The sequence below is a fragment of the Nostoc sp. UHCC 0251 genome, from assembly GCF_034932245.1.
In the GTDB taxonomy this organism is placed as follows: Bacteria; Cyanobacteriota; Cyanobacteriia; order Cyanobacteriales; family Nostocaceae; genus Nostoc.
The window spans coordinates 1-17,018 of sequence record NZ_JAYGHD010000016.1 but is presented as its reverse complement, the minus strand read 5'-3'; the positions used below and the strand labels follow the sequence as shown (position 1 = coordinate 17,018).

Annotated in this window: 13 protein-coding genes and 1 pseudogene; 6 read left to right on the top strand and 8 right to left on the bottom strand. The window is 41.0% G+C overall.

What is annotated here, in order from left to right; genetic code table 11:
• Positions 1 to 344: 344 nt before the first annotated feature.
• The 3 genes from VB740_RS03700 to VB740_RS03690 all read right to left on the bottom strand — a co-directional run bounded on the left by VB740_RS03700 (position 345) and on the right by VB740_RS03690 (position 2,472).
• Positions 345 to 1,124, bottom strand: a complete 780-nt coding sequence (locus tag VB740_RS03700; RefSeq protein WP_323198725.1) for a superoxide dismutase — start codon at positions 1,122 to 1,124, stop codon at positions 345 to 347.
• A gap of 318 nt (positions 1,125 to 1,442) precedes the next feature.
• Positions 1,443 to 1,784, bottom strand: coding sequence for a hypothetical protein (locus VB740_RS03695; protein ID WP_323198724.1), 342 nt, complete (start codon positions 1,782 to 1,784; stop codon positions 1,443 to 1,445).
• Positions 1,785 to 1,848: 64 nt separating this feature from the next.
• Positions 1,849 to 2,472: a Uma2 family endonuclease gene (locus VB740_RS03690; protein WP_323198723.1), complete on the bottom strand. Its 624-nt coding sequence runs from the start codon at positions 2,470 to 2,472 to the stop codon at positions 1,849 to 1,851.
• A 156-nt stretch (positions 2,473 to 2,628) separates the two neighbouring features.
• Here VB740_RS03690 and VB740_RS03685 point away from each other — a divergent pair, with 156 nt between their 5' ends.
• Entirely contained in the window at positions 2,629 to 2,847 is a 219-nt protein-coding gene (locus VB740_RS03685; RefSeq protein WP_323198722.1) for a hypothetical protein, read from the top strand.
• Here VB740_RS03685 and VB740_RS03680 read toward each other — a convergent pair.
• From VB740_RS03680 to VB740_RS03670, 3 genes are all read right to left on the bottom strand, one after another.
• Positions 2,802 to 3,923, bottom strand: a complete 1,122-nt coding sequence (locus tag VB740_RS03680) for an ABC transporter ATP-binding protein (RefSeq protein WP_323198721.1) — start codon at positions 3,921 to 3,923, stop codon at positions 2,802 to 2,804. The two genes, VB740_RS03685 and VB740_RS03680, sit on opposite strands and share 46 nt — an antisense overlap.
• A gap of 51 nt (positions 3,924 to 3,974) precedes the next feature.
• Positions 3,975 to 4,220 (bottom strand): hypothetical protein, encoded by a 246-nt coding sequence (locus tag VB740_RS03675; protein WP_323198720.1) that lies wholly within the window; start codon positions 4,218 to 4,220, stop codon positions 3,975 to 3,977.
• Positions 4,221 to 4,426: 206 nt separating this feature from the next.
• Positions 4,427 to 5,155: a GUN4 domain-containing protein gene (locus tag VB740_RS03670; RefSeq protein WP_323198719.1), complete on the bottom strand. Its 729-nt coding sequence runs from the start codon at positions 5,153 to 5,155 to the stop codon at positions 4,427 to 4,429.
• Positions 5,156 to 5,516: 361 nt separating this feature from the next.
• Between VB740_RS03670 and VB740_RS03665 the strand changes: the two are divergent.
• Both VB740_RS03665 and VB740_RS03660 read left to right on the top strand, forming a co-directional pair.
• Positions 5,517 to 6,758 (top strand): annotated as a pseudogene (locus VB740_RS03665) (RNA-guided endonuclease InsQ/TnpB family protein).
• 228 nt (positions 6,759 to 6,986) lie between these two features.
• On the top strand, positions 6,987 to 8,408 hold the full coding sequence (locus tag VB740_RS03660; protein ID WP_323198718.1) for an NADP-dependent isocitrate dehydrogenase: 1,422 nt from the start codon (positions 6,987 to 6,989) through the stop codon (positions 8,406 to 8,408).
• Between the two features lie 789 nt (positions 8,409 to 9,197).
• Here VB740_RS03660 and mtnA read toward each other — a convergent pair.
• Positions 9,198 to 10,277, bottom strand: coding sequence for an S-methyl-5-thioribose-1-phosphate isomerase (mtnA, locus tag VB740_RS03655; RefSeq protein ID WP_323198717.1), 1,080 nt, complete (start codon positions 10,275 to 10,277; stop codon positions 9,198 to 9,200).
• Positions 10,278 to 10,549: 272 nt separating this feature from the next.
• Between mtnA and VB740_RS03650 the strand changes: the two genes are divergently transcribed.
• From VB740_RS03650 to VB740_RS03640, 3 genes are all read left to right on the top strand, one after another.
• A complete protein-coding gene (locus tag VB740_RS03650; RefSeq protein WP_323198716.1) occupies positions 10,550 to 11,557 on the top strand; it encodes a DUF2235 domain-containing protein in 1,008 nt (335 codons plus the stop codon).
• Between the two features lie 80 nt (positions 11,558 to 11,637).
• Positions 11,638 to 13,269 (top strand): peroxidase family protein, encoded by a 1,632-nt coding sequence (locus VB740_RS03645; RefSeq protein WP_323198715.1) that lies wholly within the window; start codon positions 11,638 to 11,640, stop codon positions 13,267 to 13,269.
• 99 nt (positions 13,270 to 13,368) lie between these two features.
• Positions 13,369 to 14,550 carry a catalase gene (locus VB740_RS03640; protein WP_323198714.1) on the top strand — a complete coding sequence of 394 codons (1,182 nt, stop codon included), beginning with the start codon at positions 13,369 to 13,371 and terminating at the stop codon, positions 14,548 to 14,550.
• 149 nt (positions 14,551 to 14,699) lie between these two features.
• On the opposite strand, the gene VB740_RS03635 is transcribed toward VB740_RS03640, so the two are convergent.
• Positions 14,700 to 16,709, bottom strand: coding sequence for a cation:proton antiporter (locus tag VB740_RS03635; RefSeq protein ID WP_323198713.1), 2,010 nt, complete (start codon positions 16,707 to 16,709; stop codon positions 14,700 to 14,702).
• Between the last annotated feature and the right edge of the window lie 309 nt (positions 16,710 to 17,018).

Below are 17,018 nucleotides of genomic sequence, written 5' to 3'. Positions count from 1 at the left end.
TACATAAACAAGAAATATTTTTGGTAAATTTTAGTTAATTTTTAATTAAAAATATGCAATGCAGTGGCTTTGCTTGCTATAGGAATCAATATTTTATTTTATTTTTGAAATTATCTACTTGCTGCGCGAAGTGTAATAGGTAGGCAGTAGGGAGTAGGAAATATGGAATCAGTCTTTTCGAGTTTAGGGTGAGCTTTGTCAGAAATCAAATCATAGTCCTATACAAGCGAATCATTCTGAAAAAATGAATGGCGATTACCTTATCACATCTAAAAAACTGGCAGCAGAATATTATTTCTGTTGCCAGTTTTTAAGCGCCTATAATCCTAAATTGTTGTCTGGTTTCAGGCAAATTTACTTGCTACTGCAAACCGCTTGTTAATCTCATCCCAATTAATCACGTTCCACCAAGCATCTAAATAATCGGCACGGCGATTCTGGTAATTGAGATAATATGCATGTTCCCATACATCATTACCCAGAATGGGATATTTGCCTACACTTAAAGGACTATCTTGATTAGCTGTAGATGTTATTTCAAACTTGCCACCTTTGTTACGCACTAGCCAAACCCAACCACTACCAAAACGACTAGCACCAGCTTCGTTAAACTGTTTTTTGAAAGCTGCAAAACTGCCAAAATTTTGATTAATCGCAGAGGCTATATTTCCTGTTGGTTCGCCTCCGCCTTTCGGCTTCATAATTTCCCAAAACATTGAGTGGTTGACATGACCACCACCATTATTGCGTACTGTTGTGCGAATATCTTTTGGTACATTGTCAAGTCTCTGCAACAGTTCTTCAACAGTTTTGCCTTTGAGTTCTGGGTGTTTGGCTAACGCTGCATTCAGGTTTTTCACATAAGTTGCGTGGTGTTTATCGTGGTGAAATTGCATCGTTTTGGCATCAATGTGTGGTTCCAGCGCTTCGTAGGCGTAAGGTAAAGGTGGTAGTTGGATCGCACCTGGTTTATTTGGTGTTGTATTTGCTATTGTGTTTGGTGTTGTTTCAGGAATTGCAGTGTTTCTCTCAGGAGATGTCTCTGCCGATGCACAAGCATCTAATGCAAAAGTACCCACACCTGCTGTGAATAAAAACAAGAAGTTACGTCGATTAATAGTCATATAAGTTTTTGCGGCCAATCCATTAAGTCTCTATTGCAGTTTTATTTTCTTAGATTTTGGCTACAAAAAATTGGTAATTGTGATTATTTCTGGCAGTTTAAGAAACTATTTACAAGACTTGTAATATTAAGTACTAACATTCAAAACGTTATGTATTTTTACTTAAGCTCTCTTTTTACAACTAATCATAGGTTCGCACCCAAGCACCAAAAACAAACCCTATCGTCACAAGAGACGCTACGGGGTGTTAAGGGAATTGTGGGGTATTGGGTAGTTAATCGAGGTCGTCAGGCATTTCACCCACATTATACTTTCTTCTTATTTTTTTCCTCGCTTAAAATCAAATATAGGCTGATCAAGTCCTGCGGGTAAGTGTAAATGAAACACATACTTATCTATGTTAGTAGGATCAGACGGGTCAACAGTACGCTTAGTCCCGTATCCCCATACACGTTTTATGTATTTACCGAAGAATGCTCGCGATCCTTCCCGTCCGGTTCCGATATTGCTTTTCTCATTATCAAATTCATCGAGCGTTGCTCCTTTCGTGAGCAGGGTCACAATTATATGTATTTGACTATTTTCTTTAGTAATAGGTTTAAGTTCCTCCTTAGATTTAGGAGCAACATCGGCGTATTTATCAACATTTTTAGTTGTCATTTTATTAATTCTTAGTTGTTTGGTGTTTTGTATTTTTGGTGAAATGTCGGGAAATGCCTGTTTATCAATAACGGACTGAAAAAATTTGTTCAACAGTTAGATTTAAATCTGGAAATGTTGGAGACTCTATACGATCGTCTCCTCTCAACTGTTTCCCACGATATTCACCCTCATCACTTAAAGAGTAAATTGTGATTGTTGGCTGTTTGGGATCGCCTATCAATTCCTTGCTACCCAAAGCAGCATAATCCACAATCCAATATTCTTGAATACCCATTTCTTCATAGTCAGCAAACTTTTTATGATAATCATCTCTCCAGTTAGTACTGACCACTTCAATCACTAATGGAATTGAAGCTGGCTTACTAAGGATAGATTGTTTCTCCCATAATGGTTCATTACCCAAGTTAGAAAAATTCATTAATAAAACATCAGGATAGTACCCTGACATTTTATTTTCTGGCTTCACTGTGGCGGTTTTAGGTATACCGTAATTAAGTTTAAGACGAAGACACTCATACCCTAATATGATTGTTAAAAATGCTACTATTTGCTCGTGTTTGCCTGATGGTGGCGGCATTTGAATAATATCTCCATCGTGTAATTCATAACGAATGTTTTCCGGTTGTGTTTCTAAAAACTCTAAATATTCATCAAATGTAAATAGTTTTTGTAGTGATTGAATCATTATTTCATCCTGATTATGGATATAAACAGTTCACACTGCTGTAACCTGAAAATTAAGAGTTAGTGTAGCGGCCAAAGGTGAAAGTAAATCGGCATGGACGCGCTAAGATTCTTACTCAGCAAGAGATACAGCAAGTTTTCGCTATTGGGTTAACAAATGACCGCGATCCGCAAGGTCAGAGTTACGGTCAAAAATTGGATTAACGGTGGTGTGGTGATGATTCTGGATGCGATCGCTAACCTATCCCTCGCCACCAATTACAGCGATTGCCCCTACACCCCATCACAGCGATCGCACACAAAACAATTATATTTTACACTCCGAAGCGCTTATAAGATTCTGTCCCCAGTTTTGGGATCAAATACAAACAAGTAATTTAAATCGAGTTGCAAAGAAAGCCGATCGCCTGGACGCGGACGCACATCCCCGCTTACCTGAATATTCAACACTACCGCCGAACCAGGTAATCCAGCACGAATCAAAGTTTCCCTTCCCAAAGGTTCCACTAGTTTAACTTCAACCAACAACAGTCCTGAGTTTTGAGTACTATTAGAGGTAGCGGGGTGTTCAGCCCGTTCTGAGTCAGTGGTGATTTTTATATGCTCTGGACGAATCCCCAAATCAAAGCTGTGTCCCTGACGCAAATGTAATTTTTCTTTCACAACTGCCGGGATTGTTAATAACTGTCCACTCACATCGAAACCGTTATTTTCATAGATTGCAGGCAAAATATTCATTGGCGGACTGCCTAAAAAAGTTGCCACCATCTGATTAGCAGGACTTGCATAAATACTTTGGGGATCGCCAATTTGCTGAATCCGTCCACGATTTAGTACGACAATTTTATCAGCCAAAGTCATTGCTTCAACTTGATCGTGGGTGACGTAAATTGTTGTAATCCCTAACTCTTGATGTAGCTGTTTCAATTCTGCCCTTGTATCATCGCGCAATTGGGCATCTAAATTAGATAAAGGTTCATCAAGTAAAAACACTTGTGGTTCACGAGCGATCGCTCTTCCTAATGCTACTCGTTGTTGCTGTCCCCCAGAAAGTTGTTTAGGTTTACGATCTAGCAGGTGATCTAGAGAAAGCGATCGCGCCACATTCATCACTCGTTCTTGAATGATTTTCGAGTCAACCTTCCGCATTTGCAAGCCAAAGCCGATGTTTTCCGCCACACTCATATGAGGATAGAGAGCGTAGTTTTGGAACACCATCGCCACATCTCGTTGTCTGGCTGGGATATTATTCACCAAGCGATCGCCAATATACAGTTTGCCAGATGTAGCGGTTTCTAAACCAGCGATCGTTCGCAAAATTGTAGATTTCCCACAACCCGATGGCCCAACTAAAACCCAAAACTCGCCATCAGGAATTTCAAAAGTAATGTCCTCGATCGCGGTGACATTATTGAATCTACGTTTAATATCTTCTAGACGAACGTTTGCCATTATCTAATTTGATATTTTCAGTTTAGGATTTGCTGCACTTCCAACTCAGCACTAGGAGGTTTTATCCGCCCCCTCTGAGTAACTGTGAGGCTGCTTTGCAAGTGCAGAAACTTGGTTATTCTGCACAACTCTAATCAGAAATCTTAGAGCTTCATTCACAGCATCGGCATTGGGAAAAACCTCTGCAACATCAGGTTCTAAACGAATTGTTGTCTTCCCAAAGCTTTTTCGTTCCGGGCCGAACTTTCTGACCCTTAAACTCTTTAAGTCATACTCCAATCGCAGATCGTCTTCCATTTCTGGCTTACCCTTCTTTATAAGCTAAAAAATATCTAATTTGCATAATCGAATTAAATATAACTCTTGTGGGGTGGGCATCTTGCCCGCCCAGCTTATGCAATTTAAATGTGGAACAGCTTAGGCTTCTCGCTCGGATCGTGTTACTTTTCTTGCACTCAAACTTCATGGAATTATTAAGTCACCCTTTGTACGTAGGCTCAAAATCATTTTTCTGGATTCTTCGACCAAGCTGGGTGAGAGAGTAAAGAAGCAAAGACTCGTACTCCCCGGAGTTGATTAGAAAGGGGTAAATGACCTCTAGGTGCATTTAAATCCCAAGTAAACCCGTTAGGGTATCGTGTCCAGTTATTACCTTCTTTCCAGCCAATTTTTGGCCAGAAATTCTCCCAATTTTTACCCAAACTTAACCAAATTTCTCGCTGCACTGAAAAACCAAATTTACCTTCGGAGTGGACTAACCAGAGGTTGTTAATGGTTTGCAAGTCAACAGCCGAAGTATTTTCTACCTCAGTAAAGTACAACCATTTTCGTTGTACAGCCGTTGGCCCTGACAGTTCGCACATTTTTTCGATGGTGACGCGATCGGCTGCTTGGAAGTCTTGAGCTGCAAGTAGCTGTTGCAAAGAATTGTAGTTAATCCCGCACTCTGATTTTAGAGGTACAATTCCTTCAGGAAAACAGGAGCGTAAAAATTCTTTGGCTTGAGGTGCATCAGAACTGTAAAGGACTTGGTAAGCTTTGCCATCAATCCAAGTCGCTGGGTTTTCACGTCGTTTCAGTAAAAATTCCATCAACACGTCTAATCCCTCATTACCCAACTCAGCTAACTGTGGGATTATCTGCTGTTGGACTTTTTCAGACCCAGCGATTAACGGTTGTCGGAGGGAGTCGATGTCATTTGCAGGGCCTGATAAAATCATTGGGTCTGTCATGCCATTCTTGTGTTAACGGTCAGTGAAAGAGCGGTAAGCTATCGGGCTTCTCTAAAGTGAAACACTGATAGCGAAAAGTCAGTTTACAACTATTAAAGCAGAAAGCCCACAGGGTTAAGCCTGTCCTGTATTCAGCACAGGCTTAACCGTCATTGACAGTGTGGTATGGGATGAATGCGTTCAAGTAACGCCTCGTAAAGCCTGCGGCATAGCTACGCTTAGGGCACAGCCTCTCGAAGAGAAGAGAAGCATCTTTAGGTACAGTATTTTGTCTAGCAGCCGTTCACGAAAAAAGCAAAATCCTGAACTTAACAGTTATCTTATACCCAATGCAATAGTATAAAAATAGGAGGTGCAGACGATGCTTGTATTTGAGTTCAAAGCTTATGGAAAGTTAGCACAATTAACCGCAGTAGACGAAGCAATTCGTACTGCCAAATTCATCCGCAATAGTTGCATCAGGCTATGGATGGATGTAAAAGGCATTGGTAAAAACGATTTACAGAAATACTGTGCAGTACTTGCAGCTAATTTTCCTTTTGCTGATGAGCTTAATTCAATGGCTAGACAAGCCAGCGCAGAACGGGCATGGTCTTCTATTTCCCATTTTTATGACAAATGCAAAAAAGGAGTATCTGGTAAAAAAGGTTTTCCCAAATTTCAAAAAGATTGTCGTTCGGTTGAATACAAGACATCAGGATGGAAGCTTGCAGACGATCGTAAATCCATAACTTTTACAGACAAAAAAGGTATTGGACGATTAAAGCTAAAAGGTACTCGTGACTTGCATTTCTACCAAATTAAGCAAATTAAGCGGGTTCGGCTAGTAAAACGCGCAGACGGAGTGTATGCTCAATTCTGTGTTGATATAAACCGCTCGGAAGATATGGAGCCAACAGGTAATACTGTAGGTTTAGATGTCGGATTGAAAGAGTACTATACCGACTCTGAGGGAGTGACGGTAGAGAATCCTAAATTTTTGTGTAAAGGTGAAAGGATTCTTAAGCGTTTGCAATGTCGAGTATCTAAAAAAGTAAAAGGTTCAAAAAACAGAGACAAGGCAAGACAAGTTTTAGGTAAGCACCATCTCAAAATAAGTAGGCAACGTAAAGATCATGCTGTGAAGTTAGCACGGTGCGTAGTTCAGTCTAACGACTTGATAGCCTACGTTAGCGAAGCGGGGCGCGTTTAGCGCACAGACTTGAGAATTAAAAATCTGGTGAAAAATCATTGTTTAGCTAAGTCTATAAATGACGCATCTTGGCATCAGTTCCGTATCTGGATTGAGTACTTTGGTAAAGTATTTAAGCGAGTAACGGTTGCGGTAAATCCGCAATATACTAGCTCTGATTGTTCTAGTTGCGGTGAAGTTGTGAAAAAAACGCTATCTACCAGGACACACGCTTGCAAGTGTGGTTGTGTGATGGATAGAGACAAAAACGCAGCTAGAAATATCCTTAGTCGGGGATTAGGTACGGTAGGGCATATCGGAACCTTTGCACTAGACACTTCGGCTATGCTCAGTGCGAGTGCAAGCAACGCTTGGGGAGATGAAACCTCTACTCAGGTTGGTGAAAACCTGCTTGAGCAAGTTATATCTTAGAACCAAGAATCCTACGGCTTGGAGCCGTGAGAGTGTCAATATTTTTGATCGTACAAAATTGCGATCGCTTCACTGAAATCTCACACTTAATCCCCAAATAATGTACAAGGGGAATAGGGGGAAAATCTGTGCCTTATGGCTTGGTGAACAAAAGACATAGCAAAATATACAAGCCTGCCACATAAAGATTTTTTGAATAGCAGCGTATCGATTAGGAGTGTGTGAACGATGTACGAAAAGATTACCCCCCCCGCAGCCGGAGCAAAAATCACCTTCAAAAATGGTGAACCAATCGTACCGGACAATCCAATTATCCCCTTTATTCGTGGCGATGGTACAGGTATAGATATCTGGCCTGCTACCCAAAAAGTTCTCGATGCTGCTGTAGCCAAAGCATATAAGGGTCAGCGTCAAATTAGCTGGTTTAAGGTTTACGCTGGAGACGAAGCTTGCGATTTATACGGTACTTATCAGTATTTACCTCAGGATACTCTAACAGCAATTGAAGAATATGGTGTAGCTATTAAAGGGCCTTTGACTACTCCCATTGGGGGAGGAATTCGTTCTTTAAATGTGGCGCTACGGCAAATTTTTGACTTGTATGCCTGCGTGCGTCCTTGCCGTTACTATGCAGGTACGCCCTCACCCCACAAAAATCCCGAAAAGCTGGATGTAATTGTTTATCGGGAGAATACAGAAGATATTTATTTAGGCATTGAGTGGCGACAAGGTAGCGAAATCGGCGATCGCTTAATTAAAATTCTCAATGAAGAATTAATCCCCGCCACCCCAGAACATGGGAAAAAACGTATTCCTCTTGATTCTGGTATTGGCATCAAGCCCATCAGCAAAACTGGTTCTCAGCGCCTAGTTAGACGTGCCATCAAACACGCTTTGCTATTGCCCAAAAACAAACAACAAGTGACTTTGGTGCATAAGGGCAACATTATGAAGTACACCGAAGGCGCTTTCCGTGATTGGGGTTATGAACTAGCAACTAGTGAATTCCGCCAAGAAACGGTCACTGAACAAGAATCTTGGATTTTGAGTAACAAGGAAAAAAATCCGAATATTTCCTTGGAAGAAAACGCCCGTCAGATTGAACCTGGGTTTGATAATCTCACTCCAGACAAGAAAGCGCAAGTTGTCAAGGAAGTTGAAACTGTTCTTAACACAATTTGGGCAACCCACGGCGATGGCAAATGGAAAGAGAAAGTTTTGGTGAATGACCGGATTGCTGACAGTATTTTTCAACAAATCCAAACCAGACCGGATGAATATTCGATTTTGGCGACGATGAACTTAAACGGCGACTACTTGTCTGATGCCGCCGCTGCGATTGTTGGTGGTTTGGGAATGGGGCCAGGGGCGAATATTGGTGATTCTAGTGCCATATTTGAAGCTACCCACGGCACTGCACCCAAACACGCCGGCTTAGATCGGATTAATCCTGGTTCGGTGATTTTGTCTGGTGTAATGATGCTGGAATTTATGGGTTGGCAAGAAGCCGCAGACCTAATTAAGAAAGGTTTAAGCGATGCGATCGCAAATAGTCAAGTGACTTACGATTTAGCCCGGTTGCTAGAACCGCCTGTTGAACCCTTAAAATGTTCTGAATTTGCCGAGGCAATTATTCAACATTTTGGTTAATTAGTCACAAGTCGAATTACCCCACCCTAACCCTCCCCTTGTAAAGGGGAGGGAACTGGATTTCTTGTTTCCCTACTTTACAAGGGGGGATTAAGGGGGGTAATTCAACTTGTGTATACACGCTTTTTTAAGGAGGGGGATGAAGAAATATTTAATACTTCTCAAACATCCTCTGATAAATCAACCATTTTAAAAAAACGAAATGGCATTTTATTTGCAAAAAACACCAAAATGAGAAAGCAAACTGAGGTTTGAGTAAGTCAAATGGCATTTTGAGAAAGCAAAAGCTTCTTTTACTTACAGAAAACATCAAAATGAGAAAGCAAACTGGGGTTTGAGTAAGTCAAAGCTTCTTTTACTTGCGGAAAACACCAAAATGAGAAAGCAAACTGGGGTTTGAGTAAGTCAAAGCTTCTTTTGAGAAAGTAATTGCGGATTTTGCTTATTGAATTTAGTCAAAATATGAAGTTTAGATAAAATTATTCAAAAAATTGCTGATAAATTTTGATCTGTCAGATTTCAATCCGGTTCGGATAAGGTTTCTTGATAACACGCCGCTAATCGCAAAGACGCGATAAATCGCCGTCTCTACAAAAGATTGATTCTTGTAAAGACGGCGATTTATCGCGTCTCTTACCTTAACCGAACCGTATTGCGTCAGATTTAAAACTAGTCAAAAAACAAAGTCCCCGGCTTTTCTAAAAAGTCGGAGATTTTTTTGGGGCAATCCCCTATAAAGTTTCCATTATTCGGATTTAGGGTTATCGAGAACTCGGCGCAAGTTCTCCATTAATTCGGATTTAACCCAACCGGTAATTGCTTGAACTGTGATTTTGCTAATTTATCAGGTGCGATCGCTCCATTCTCTGTAATGATGGCTGTAATTAACTCAGCTGGAGTCACATCAAAAGCTGGGTTGTAAAACTCTACACCTTCAGGTGTGAGAATAGTATCGCCAACTTGATAAATTTCTGTTGGTTCGCGTTCTTCAATGGGAATTTGGCTACCATCGGCTAATTCAAAATCAACGGTGGAAAGGGGTGCAGCGACAAAGAAGGGGATATTATGGGCTTTAGCTGCGATCGCAACACTATATGTACCAATTTTATTGGCAGTGTCACCATTCGCAGCAATTCGGTCAGCACCCACAACTACAGCATGAATCAAACCTTGTTTCATGCAATGGGCTGCCATATTATCAGTAATTAATGTAACTGGAATCCCTTCTTGCACACATTCCCAAGTGGTGAGTTTTGCGCCTTGCAAGCGGGGACGGGTTTCGTCAGCAAATAAACGTTCTAAACGTCCTTCTCTCCAAGCAGAACGCACAACACCCAAGGCTGTGCCATAACCAGCAGTAGCTAATGCACCAGCGTTACAGTGGGTAAGCAGCCTCAGCTTTCCTGGGGTAGACGGTAAAACAGCCAAACCATTGTCACCAATCGCTTGACAGGTTTGCAAATCTTCACTATTGATTGCTTGGGCTGTTTGGAAAAGGGTTTGCTTAATCTCTTCTACCGTTCCCAGCGTTTCGTAGGCGGCTTTAATCATCCGGCTGATTGCCCAAAATAAATTTACCGCCGTCGGACGAGTAGAACGCAACAACTGGGCTACTTTATCTAAGTGTTGCAGAAATTCGTGGCGATCGCTTGTTTCAATTTCCCTGGCACCAAGATACATTCCATAAGCCGCAGCCACACCAATTGCTGGCGCACCTCGCACAATCATAGTTTTAATTGCCCGCGCCATATCTTCACTACGGTGAATTTCTACAAATGTGTATTCGTTTGGTAAGCGAGTTTGGTCAATTAGTGACACTGAGTTGTTGTGCCAAATAACGGGATAAACCTGGTTTGTGGAAGGTGTCATAGAAAAAGTCCTTAGTAAAAGGTCAATATTTTTTACTTTAATGCACTTAGATGATTTTGCTGTGCGGAGGTTACTTAATATTTATTTATTTAATTTTCTGGTTAACTGTTCTTGCATTCTCATTATAAAAGTGGGAAGATATTTCGCTAAATCATTTATAAACTATGAACATTTCTGAGTTAATATATAAAACGCTTTTTGTCCTAACTAAATGGCGAATTTACACTTTCATAAAAGTTTAATTAATTATTCAAAGCCTTTGAAATAGAACTATGAAACGCCTTGTTATTTGCTGTGATGGAACTTGGCAACAGTTAACCAGTCTTTATCCAAGCAATGTGGTAAAGCTAGCTCAATCTGTGAAATCGATTGCCAGTGACGGGGTTACACAAATCGTCTTTTATGACGAGGGCATTGGAACCGAGGGTAAAAAGCTTTTAGGCGGAGTTACCGGACTAGGAATCGATAAAAACATAGAAGATTGCTACCGATTTCTTAGTATCAATTATGTTTCTGGTGACGAAATCTATTTGTTCGGCTTCAGTCGTGGTGCTTACACAGTTAGAAGTTTAGCCGGCATGATCTATTGCTCTGGTCTTCTAGATCGCCCCCATGTTACTAAAGCACATGAAGCCTACGAGCTTTACCGTAACCGAAATATTAAACCCAAGGATAAAGCAGCAGTAGAATACCGTCAAGCTTATGGCGATCGCGTCCCGATCACCTTACTAGGTTGTTTTGACACCGTTGGGGCCCTTGGTATTCCTGGGATACCAGCCTTTAGTAGGTTAAGCAAACAGCTTAATATGCGCTACAGATTTCATGACACTACTTTAAACAAATGTATTCAGAATGCATTGCACGCGATGGCGATTGACGAAATCCGCGAAATCTTTGATGTCACTCCTATGAAAAAGCATCCTGAGGCTGAAAACCAGCGGGTGATTCAAAAGTGGTTTCCAGGCGTACACGGTTGCGTTGGCGGTGGAACGGAAGAACATAGTGGGTTATCAGATGCTGCCTTACAGTGGATGATTGATTCCATCGGTGAACTAGGATTAGGGCTTGACTTAGATCCAAATGTGATTCCGACAGGCATCAACCCTAATTATGAATGTGATTTTAAGAACGATGCTGGATTCTTTAAATTAGCAGGAATTAAGTTTCGTGAGGTCAGCGATGTCATTGAAGACCTTCATGAAAGTGCGATCTACCGTTTGAAAAGTCGCAAAGACTATCGACCTAAAAATCTACAAAAGATTATTTCCAAACTGAAATAAGTTGAATTAATTTGGGCAATCGCAGCAGATAAATTTAGGGCGCATTGAATACAAAATTGCAAATAATAAGGTAAAAAACTATGAATGGAAAAAGAGATACATCAAAAGACGGTTTAAGCAACAAAATTCAAACATTAGTTTTAACAAGCTTTAAACCGATTTGGCAACTTATACAAAGTAACAAATCTATAAAGCGTAAAGTTAATAAAGCTTTGCTTAACAGTCTCATCTATAAAATTCCAACTCGTCCTAATGCCTACAGTATGATGACTCTAGATGAGTATATTCCTGATACTAAAATTCCTAAGAAAACTGATACTTATACTTCCTGGGAATCACTCAACGATCGCACTTATACAGGACGACATCTACCACCCGATCCAAAGTTAAACGCCGAGGGCAACTTACCTAAAGTTGAAGACTTGGCTATCTTATTCCGTAAAAGAAATGGTAAAACCATTTATTCTACCAAATCAACTATGCTGTTTCCCTATTGGGTGCAGTGGTTTACTGATAGTTTTCTTCGCCTCGATCACTATAATAAATTAAAAAATACTTCCAACCATGAGATTGATTTGTGTAATGTTTATGGCTTAACCAGAAAACAAACACATCTTTTAAGAGCTTTTCAAGGAGGTAAATTAAAAACCCAGAAACTCAAACGCCAAGATGGTGTAGAAGAAGAATATCCCTTGTTTTATTATGCTGATGCAGCACAGGATAAAGTTAAGCCTGAATTTGACGGTCTTTATCAACCTCTTAATGATGAAAAAAGACAGTCTGTAGATAAAAAACAATATATGTTTGCGATGGGAGTAGAACGAGCAAATGTGCAAATTGGCTATGTAATGCTCAACACTCTATGTCTCCGGGAACATAATCGGCTTTGTGATGAATTAGCAAGCAATTACCCAAGTTGGGATGATGAACGCCTCTTCCAAACATCGAGAAATATTCTCATGGCGATTATTCTCAAAATCATTATGGAAGAGTACATTAACCACATAACTCCTTATCACTTTAAGTTGTTTGCTGATCCTGAAGCTTTTACTAAGGAAAGCTGGCATCGTCCCAATTATATGGCAATTGAGTTTGACTTTGTTTATCGCTGGCATAGTGCGATTCCAGAAACTTTTAACTATAACGGTGAACCAACCCATATTGCTACATCCCTTTGGAACAATAAGATGTTTATTGACCAAGGTTTAGGGGCATTGATGGAAGAAACTTGTTCTCAACCAGGTACAAAAATTGGTTTATTTAACACCCCTGATATATTGGTTGAGTTAACAGAATTACCCTCAATCCGACTGGGACGCCAGTTGCAATTAGCAAGCTACAACGATTATCGTCAACTGTGTGGTTTCCCCAGAGTTACAAGATTTGAGCAAATTACTGGTAATGAATTTGCTCAAAATAAACTCAAAGAATTATATGGTCATGTTGATAATATTGAGTTCTTTGTGGGACTTTACGCCGAGGATGGGCGGAAGAATTCAACTATTCCTTCCCTAGTAGCACGCTTAATTGGGATTGATGCTTTCTCTCAAGCGCTAACAAATCCTTTACTATCACCCAATATCTTTAATGAAAAGACTTTTTCGCCTGTGGGTTGGGAAATTATTCAAAATACCAACACAGTCTCAGATTTAGTTAATCGCAACGTTCCTCTCTCAGGCAGAAAGTACAAAGTTAGTTTTGACCTTCACTAGAGATTGTCGCTTAAAGCTGACTTGATAATAATTGCAAACAAGCGATGTTTAAGCAGCTTCAAATAAACTCAATTGATGAATTAATCCTACCTAAAAAAAATGAAACTATTTACTGAATACCCAGAAAAAGACGAAGCCAAATATTGCGCTCTCATGAGTGAGCTAGTCAAAAAGAACATGGAAAATCTTTACGGAGGTGAGAAGAAAAAAACTGCAAAGAGAGATACCCACTCTAAAACTAACGCTGCTGTACAAGGTACTCTAGAAATCTTTGACTTTGATGAAGCAGCAATTAAGCAGGAATTGAGCAAACGCGCCTCATTAACTGAAGCTCAACTTCAAGCCATTTCCCTAAAACAAGGTTTATTTGCCAAACCCAAACAATATCCGGTTTGGCTACGATTTGCAAATGGTGCGTTTTCAGTAAAGAATGATTATGAAGGGGATACGCGCTCTATGTCCGTAAAGGTGATAGGGGTAGAAGGAGAAAGACTACCGCAAAGCCACGAGTTAAAAACCCAAGATATTATTGTCCACAATACCGAATTCTTTTTTGTTAGAACCATCAAAGACTTCCACAGCTTTTTTATGGCGGTTTATCGAGCAGGGCTGTTTCCGCTTTTTAAGCTGTTGGTGCTTTTTTGGCTAAAGTTGCATCCTTACGAATCTACTCTTCTGCAAACTAGTTTCAAACGTTTTCCCAAGAGTTTGCTCACAGAACGCTATTGGAGTGCTTCAGCGTATTCTTTGGGACTCAAATCTGATTTTGACCCATCTCAATCAGGTAGAGTTCCTGTGGAATATCCAGTTGTGATTAAATATGCATTTACTCCGGTTTCCAGTCAACCACCTCATCAAAAACTTCCTCTCGAATCTAGACCAGAAAGTGAGCTTCAGCGTGCCAAAGCCTCCGGTTTAGAGGACAACTATTACAGAGAGGATATCATTCAAGCTTTAGCAAAGCCTGATGCTGAATATTGTTGGGACTTTCAAATTCAATTTCAAACTAGCCCAGAAATGTCCATTGATGATACCACTATTGTTTGGAATGAAAAGGAATCACCCTTCATTACAGTTGGCCGGTTAACAGTTAAACATCAGAAAGTTAATTCTGCTAAAGATAATGACTTTGCGGAAAATCTCAGTTTTTCTCCTGGGAATGGTCTAGCAGTGCATCGCCCAGTTGGTGCGATTAATCGGTTACGCAGCATTGTTTATCCTATCGTTGCTAATGACCGTCATCAAAAACGAGGAGTCAAATACCAGGAACCAACTGTCTGACTAAAACGCTTTGAAATTACATAGTCACTTCTTAAGTTCGTTAACTGTTAACTGTCAATACGAAAAGATGTGCAAGTTAAATGCGCGACAGCTTAGGAACGTATTGGGCATGGATTGGGCATTCTCACCATTTCTTCCCAATCTTGCTGCTATTTAGGAAAGTAGGCAATAATCATAGCAACTTCAGGATGATTGCGAGCGATCGCTTCTGGTATCCGACCAAAAAGTGAAACTAGCTGAGTTTTCTGCTCAACAGACCCGTTTAACACTAGCAGATCGTTGGTTTTGAGTAAACGAGAAACTTGCTGTACAAAATTGCCTCGCACGTTTTGAATGGGTGTATCTGCTGGCAATCCGCTATTACTCAAATCGATAGGTACTCCCCGTGTTGTTACAACTTGTAAAAGTTGCAGAGATGCTTTGAGTTCCGTTGCCAGACTTTTGGCTAATTGGATACTCTCTCCAAAAGAACTAGCATACGTTTGTTGGGTGGTAAAAGCCAGAAAGACTCGTGTTGTATGCTCAATTGGCAATGGGAATCGAGTTACCAAAACAGGCACGGCACTGCGATGTACAATCTTGTCAATCACACCACCAAAGAGATTTTCCTGATAAGTAGAGTAACCTTTCCAGCCGCAGACAATCACACTGGCCTGTTTTTCTTCTGCCACACGAGCAATTCCCTTATCAATTGATTCGTCAATGCGACCAATGGGAATAACATTAGCAACCGCAGCATGGGCAATCATTTCTGCGGTTGACAGTAATTGGCTTTGTCTAGCTTTGTCTTCTGGAGGAATAGAAGAACTTTGTTCAATTAAAATGTGGAGTGGTAATAAAGTACCGGTCGCTGATTTCGCTAGGAGTATTGCCAACTTGAGTAGGTTATCTTCAGTGCTGGGGTTAGCAACTGGGACTAAAACGCGATCGCCTAGACTTCCTCCCTGACGATTTTGAATACTAGCCTCTCCTGGCTTGATTTTTTTTCCCCACCGATCTGTTACCCAAGGTGAAGCAATGCAGGTAACTAAAATCATAGCGATCGTCCCATTCACTGTTAACTGATCGACCAACTCGATTTTGTAAGCAACGGTGATTGCAGCCAGGGTGGAGGCTGCCTGAGCAACTGATAGCCCAAACATCAACATGATATTGTCAAAGTTGAATCCGAATAACTTGCCTGAACCCCATGCAGGAATGAACTTAGCAATAATGGCAGCAGTTACCATGACAGCGGATACTAAGAGCGATCGCGGTTCTTGAATCAGAATTAGGGGATTCACCAACATTCCCACAGAAATCAAGAAAAAGGGTACAAACAGCGTATTCCCAATAAATTGAATCCGATTCATCAAAGGGCTAAGTTGCGGAATTAGCTGGGTAATAGCAACTCCAGCTAAAAAAGCGCCAATAATCGGCTCAATTTGGATTAATTCTGCCCCGTAGGAAACCACAAACAGGGTAGCTAGCACAAAGGTAAACTCTGCCCCTTCATCATGTCCAAATCGCTGAAAGAACCAGCGACCGAGGCGAGGTACACCCCATAGCGTCAGAAATGTGTAGATAATCAGTGAAGGAATCAGGAATAACCAAAACTGTAGGCTTAAACTGCCTTGATGCGCTCTCACCACCACCGCTAAAACCAAAAGTGCCAAAACATTGGTGATTAATGTGCCTCCGAGAGTAGTAGTCAATGTCTGAGAGCGCATAATTCCCAATTTACTGACTATCGGTAGTGCTAGTAGTGTATGGGAAGCAAAACAAGAAGCAACTAAGATGGCAGGTAATACACCATAGCCGATGGCCATCATGGCTACAGTACCTAATACCATCGGTACGCCAAAAGTAGCTACTCCAAATATGACTGCCTTATCAGCGTTATATTTCAGGTCATCCAAGCTAGTTTCCAGCCCTGCCATAAACATGAGAAATAACAAACCAACTGTCCCTAAAAGCACAATTGTGTTATCCCGCGCCAATAATCCCAGTCCATTAGGGCCGACTATGACCCCCGCCAGAATTAATCCCACAATACCCGGTAGCCGGATTTTCTCAAATAGCAGGGGCGCAATCAGCATAATCCCCAAAATCATCAGAAAAGCCGGTACTGGGTCTTTAATCGGCGTAGAGAATACGGTAGCTAGCCAAAAATTAGTCATACTGTGCCCTAGAGTTGCGTTAACATCTAATTTCATCTATGAGCGTTAGCAAGGCAAAGCCCAGTATGGGCGCTTTCAGATTTTCATTAGAGATTTATTGAAGAATGCAGGAGGCAGAGGGCAGAAGGCAGAAGGAAAGAATTGAATGGGGATTCAGACCCCAACCAATTGTCATCGCCGTATAGACGGCGGGGTTTTAAACCCAAGTTTGCTCCGGTCACGGGCTTCTTGGCAGAAGTCAGAATTCCCTTCTGCCTCCTGCCTTCTGCCCGACGCTCGCGGACTCGCTAACGCTGCGCTATCTGCCTT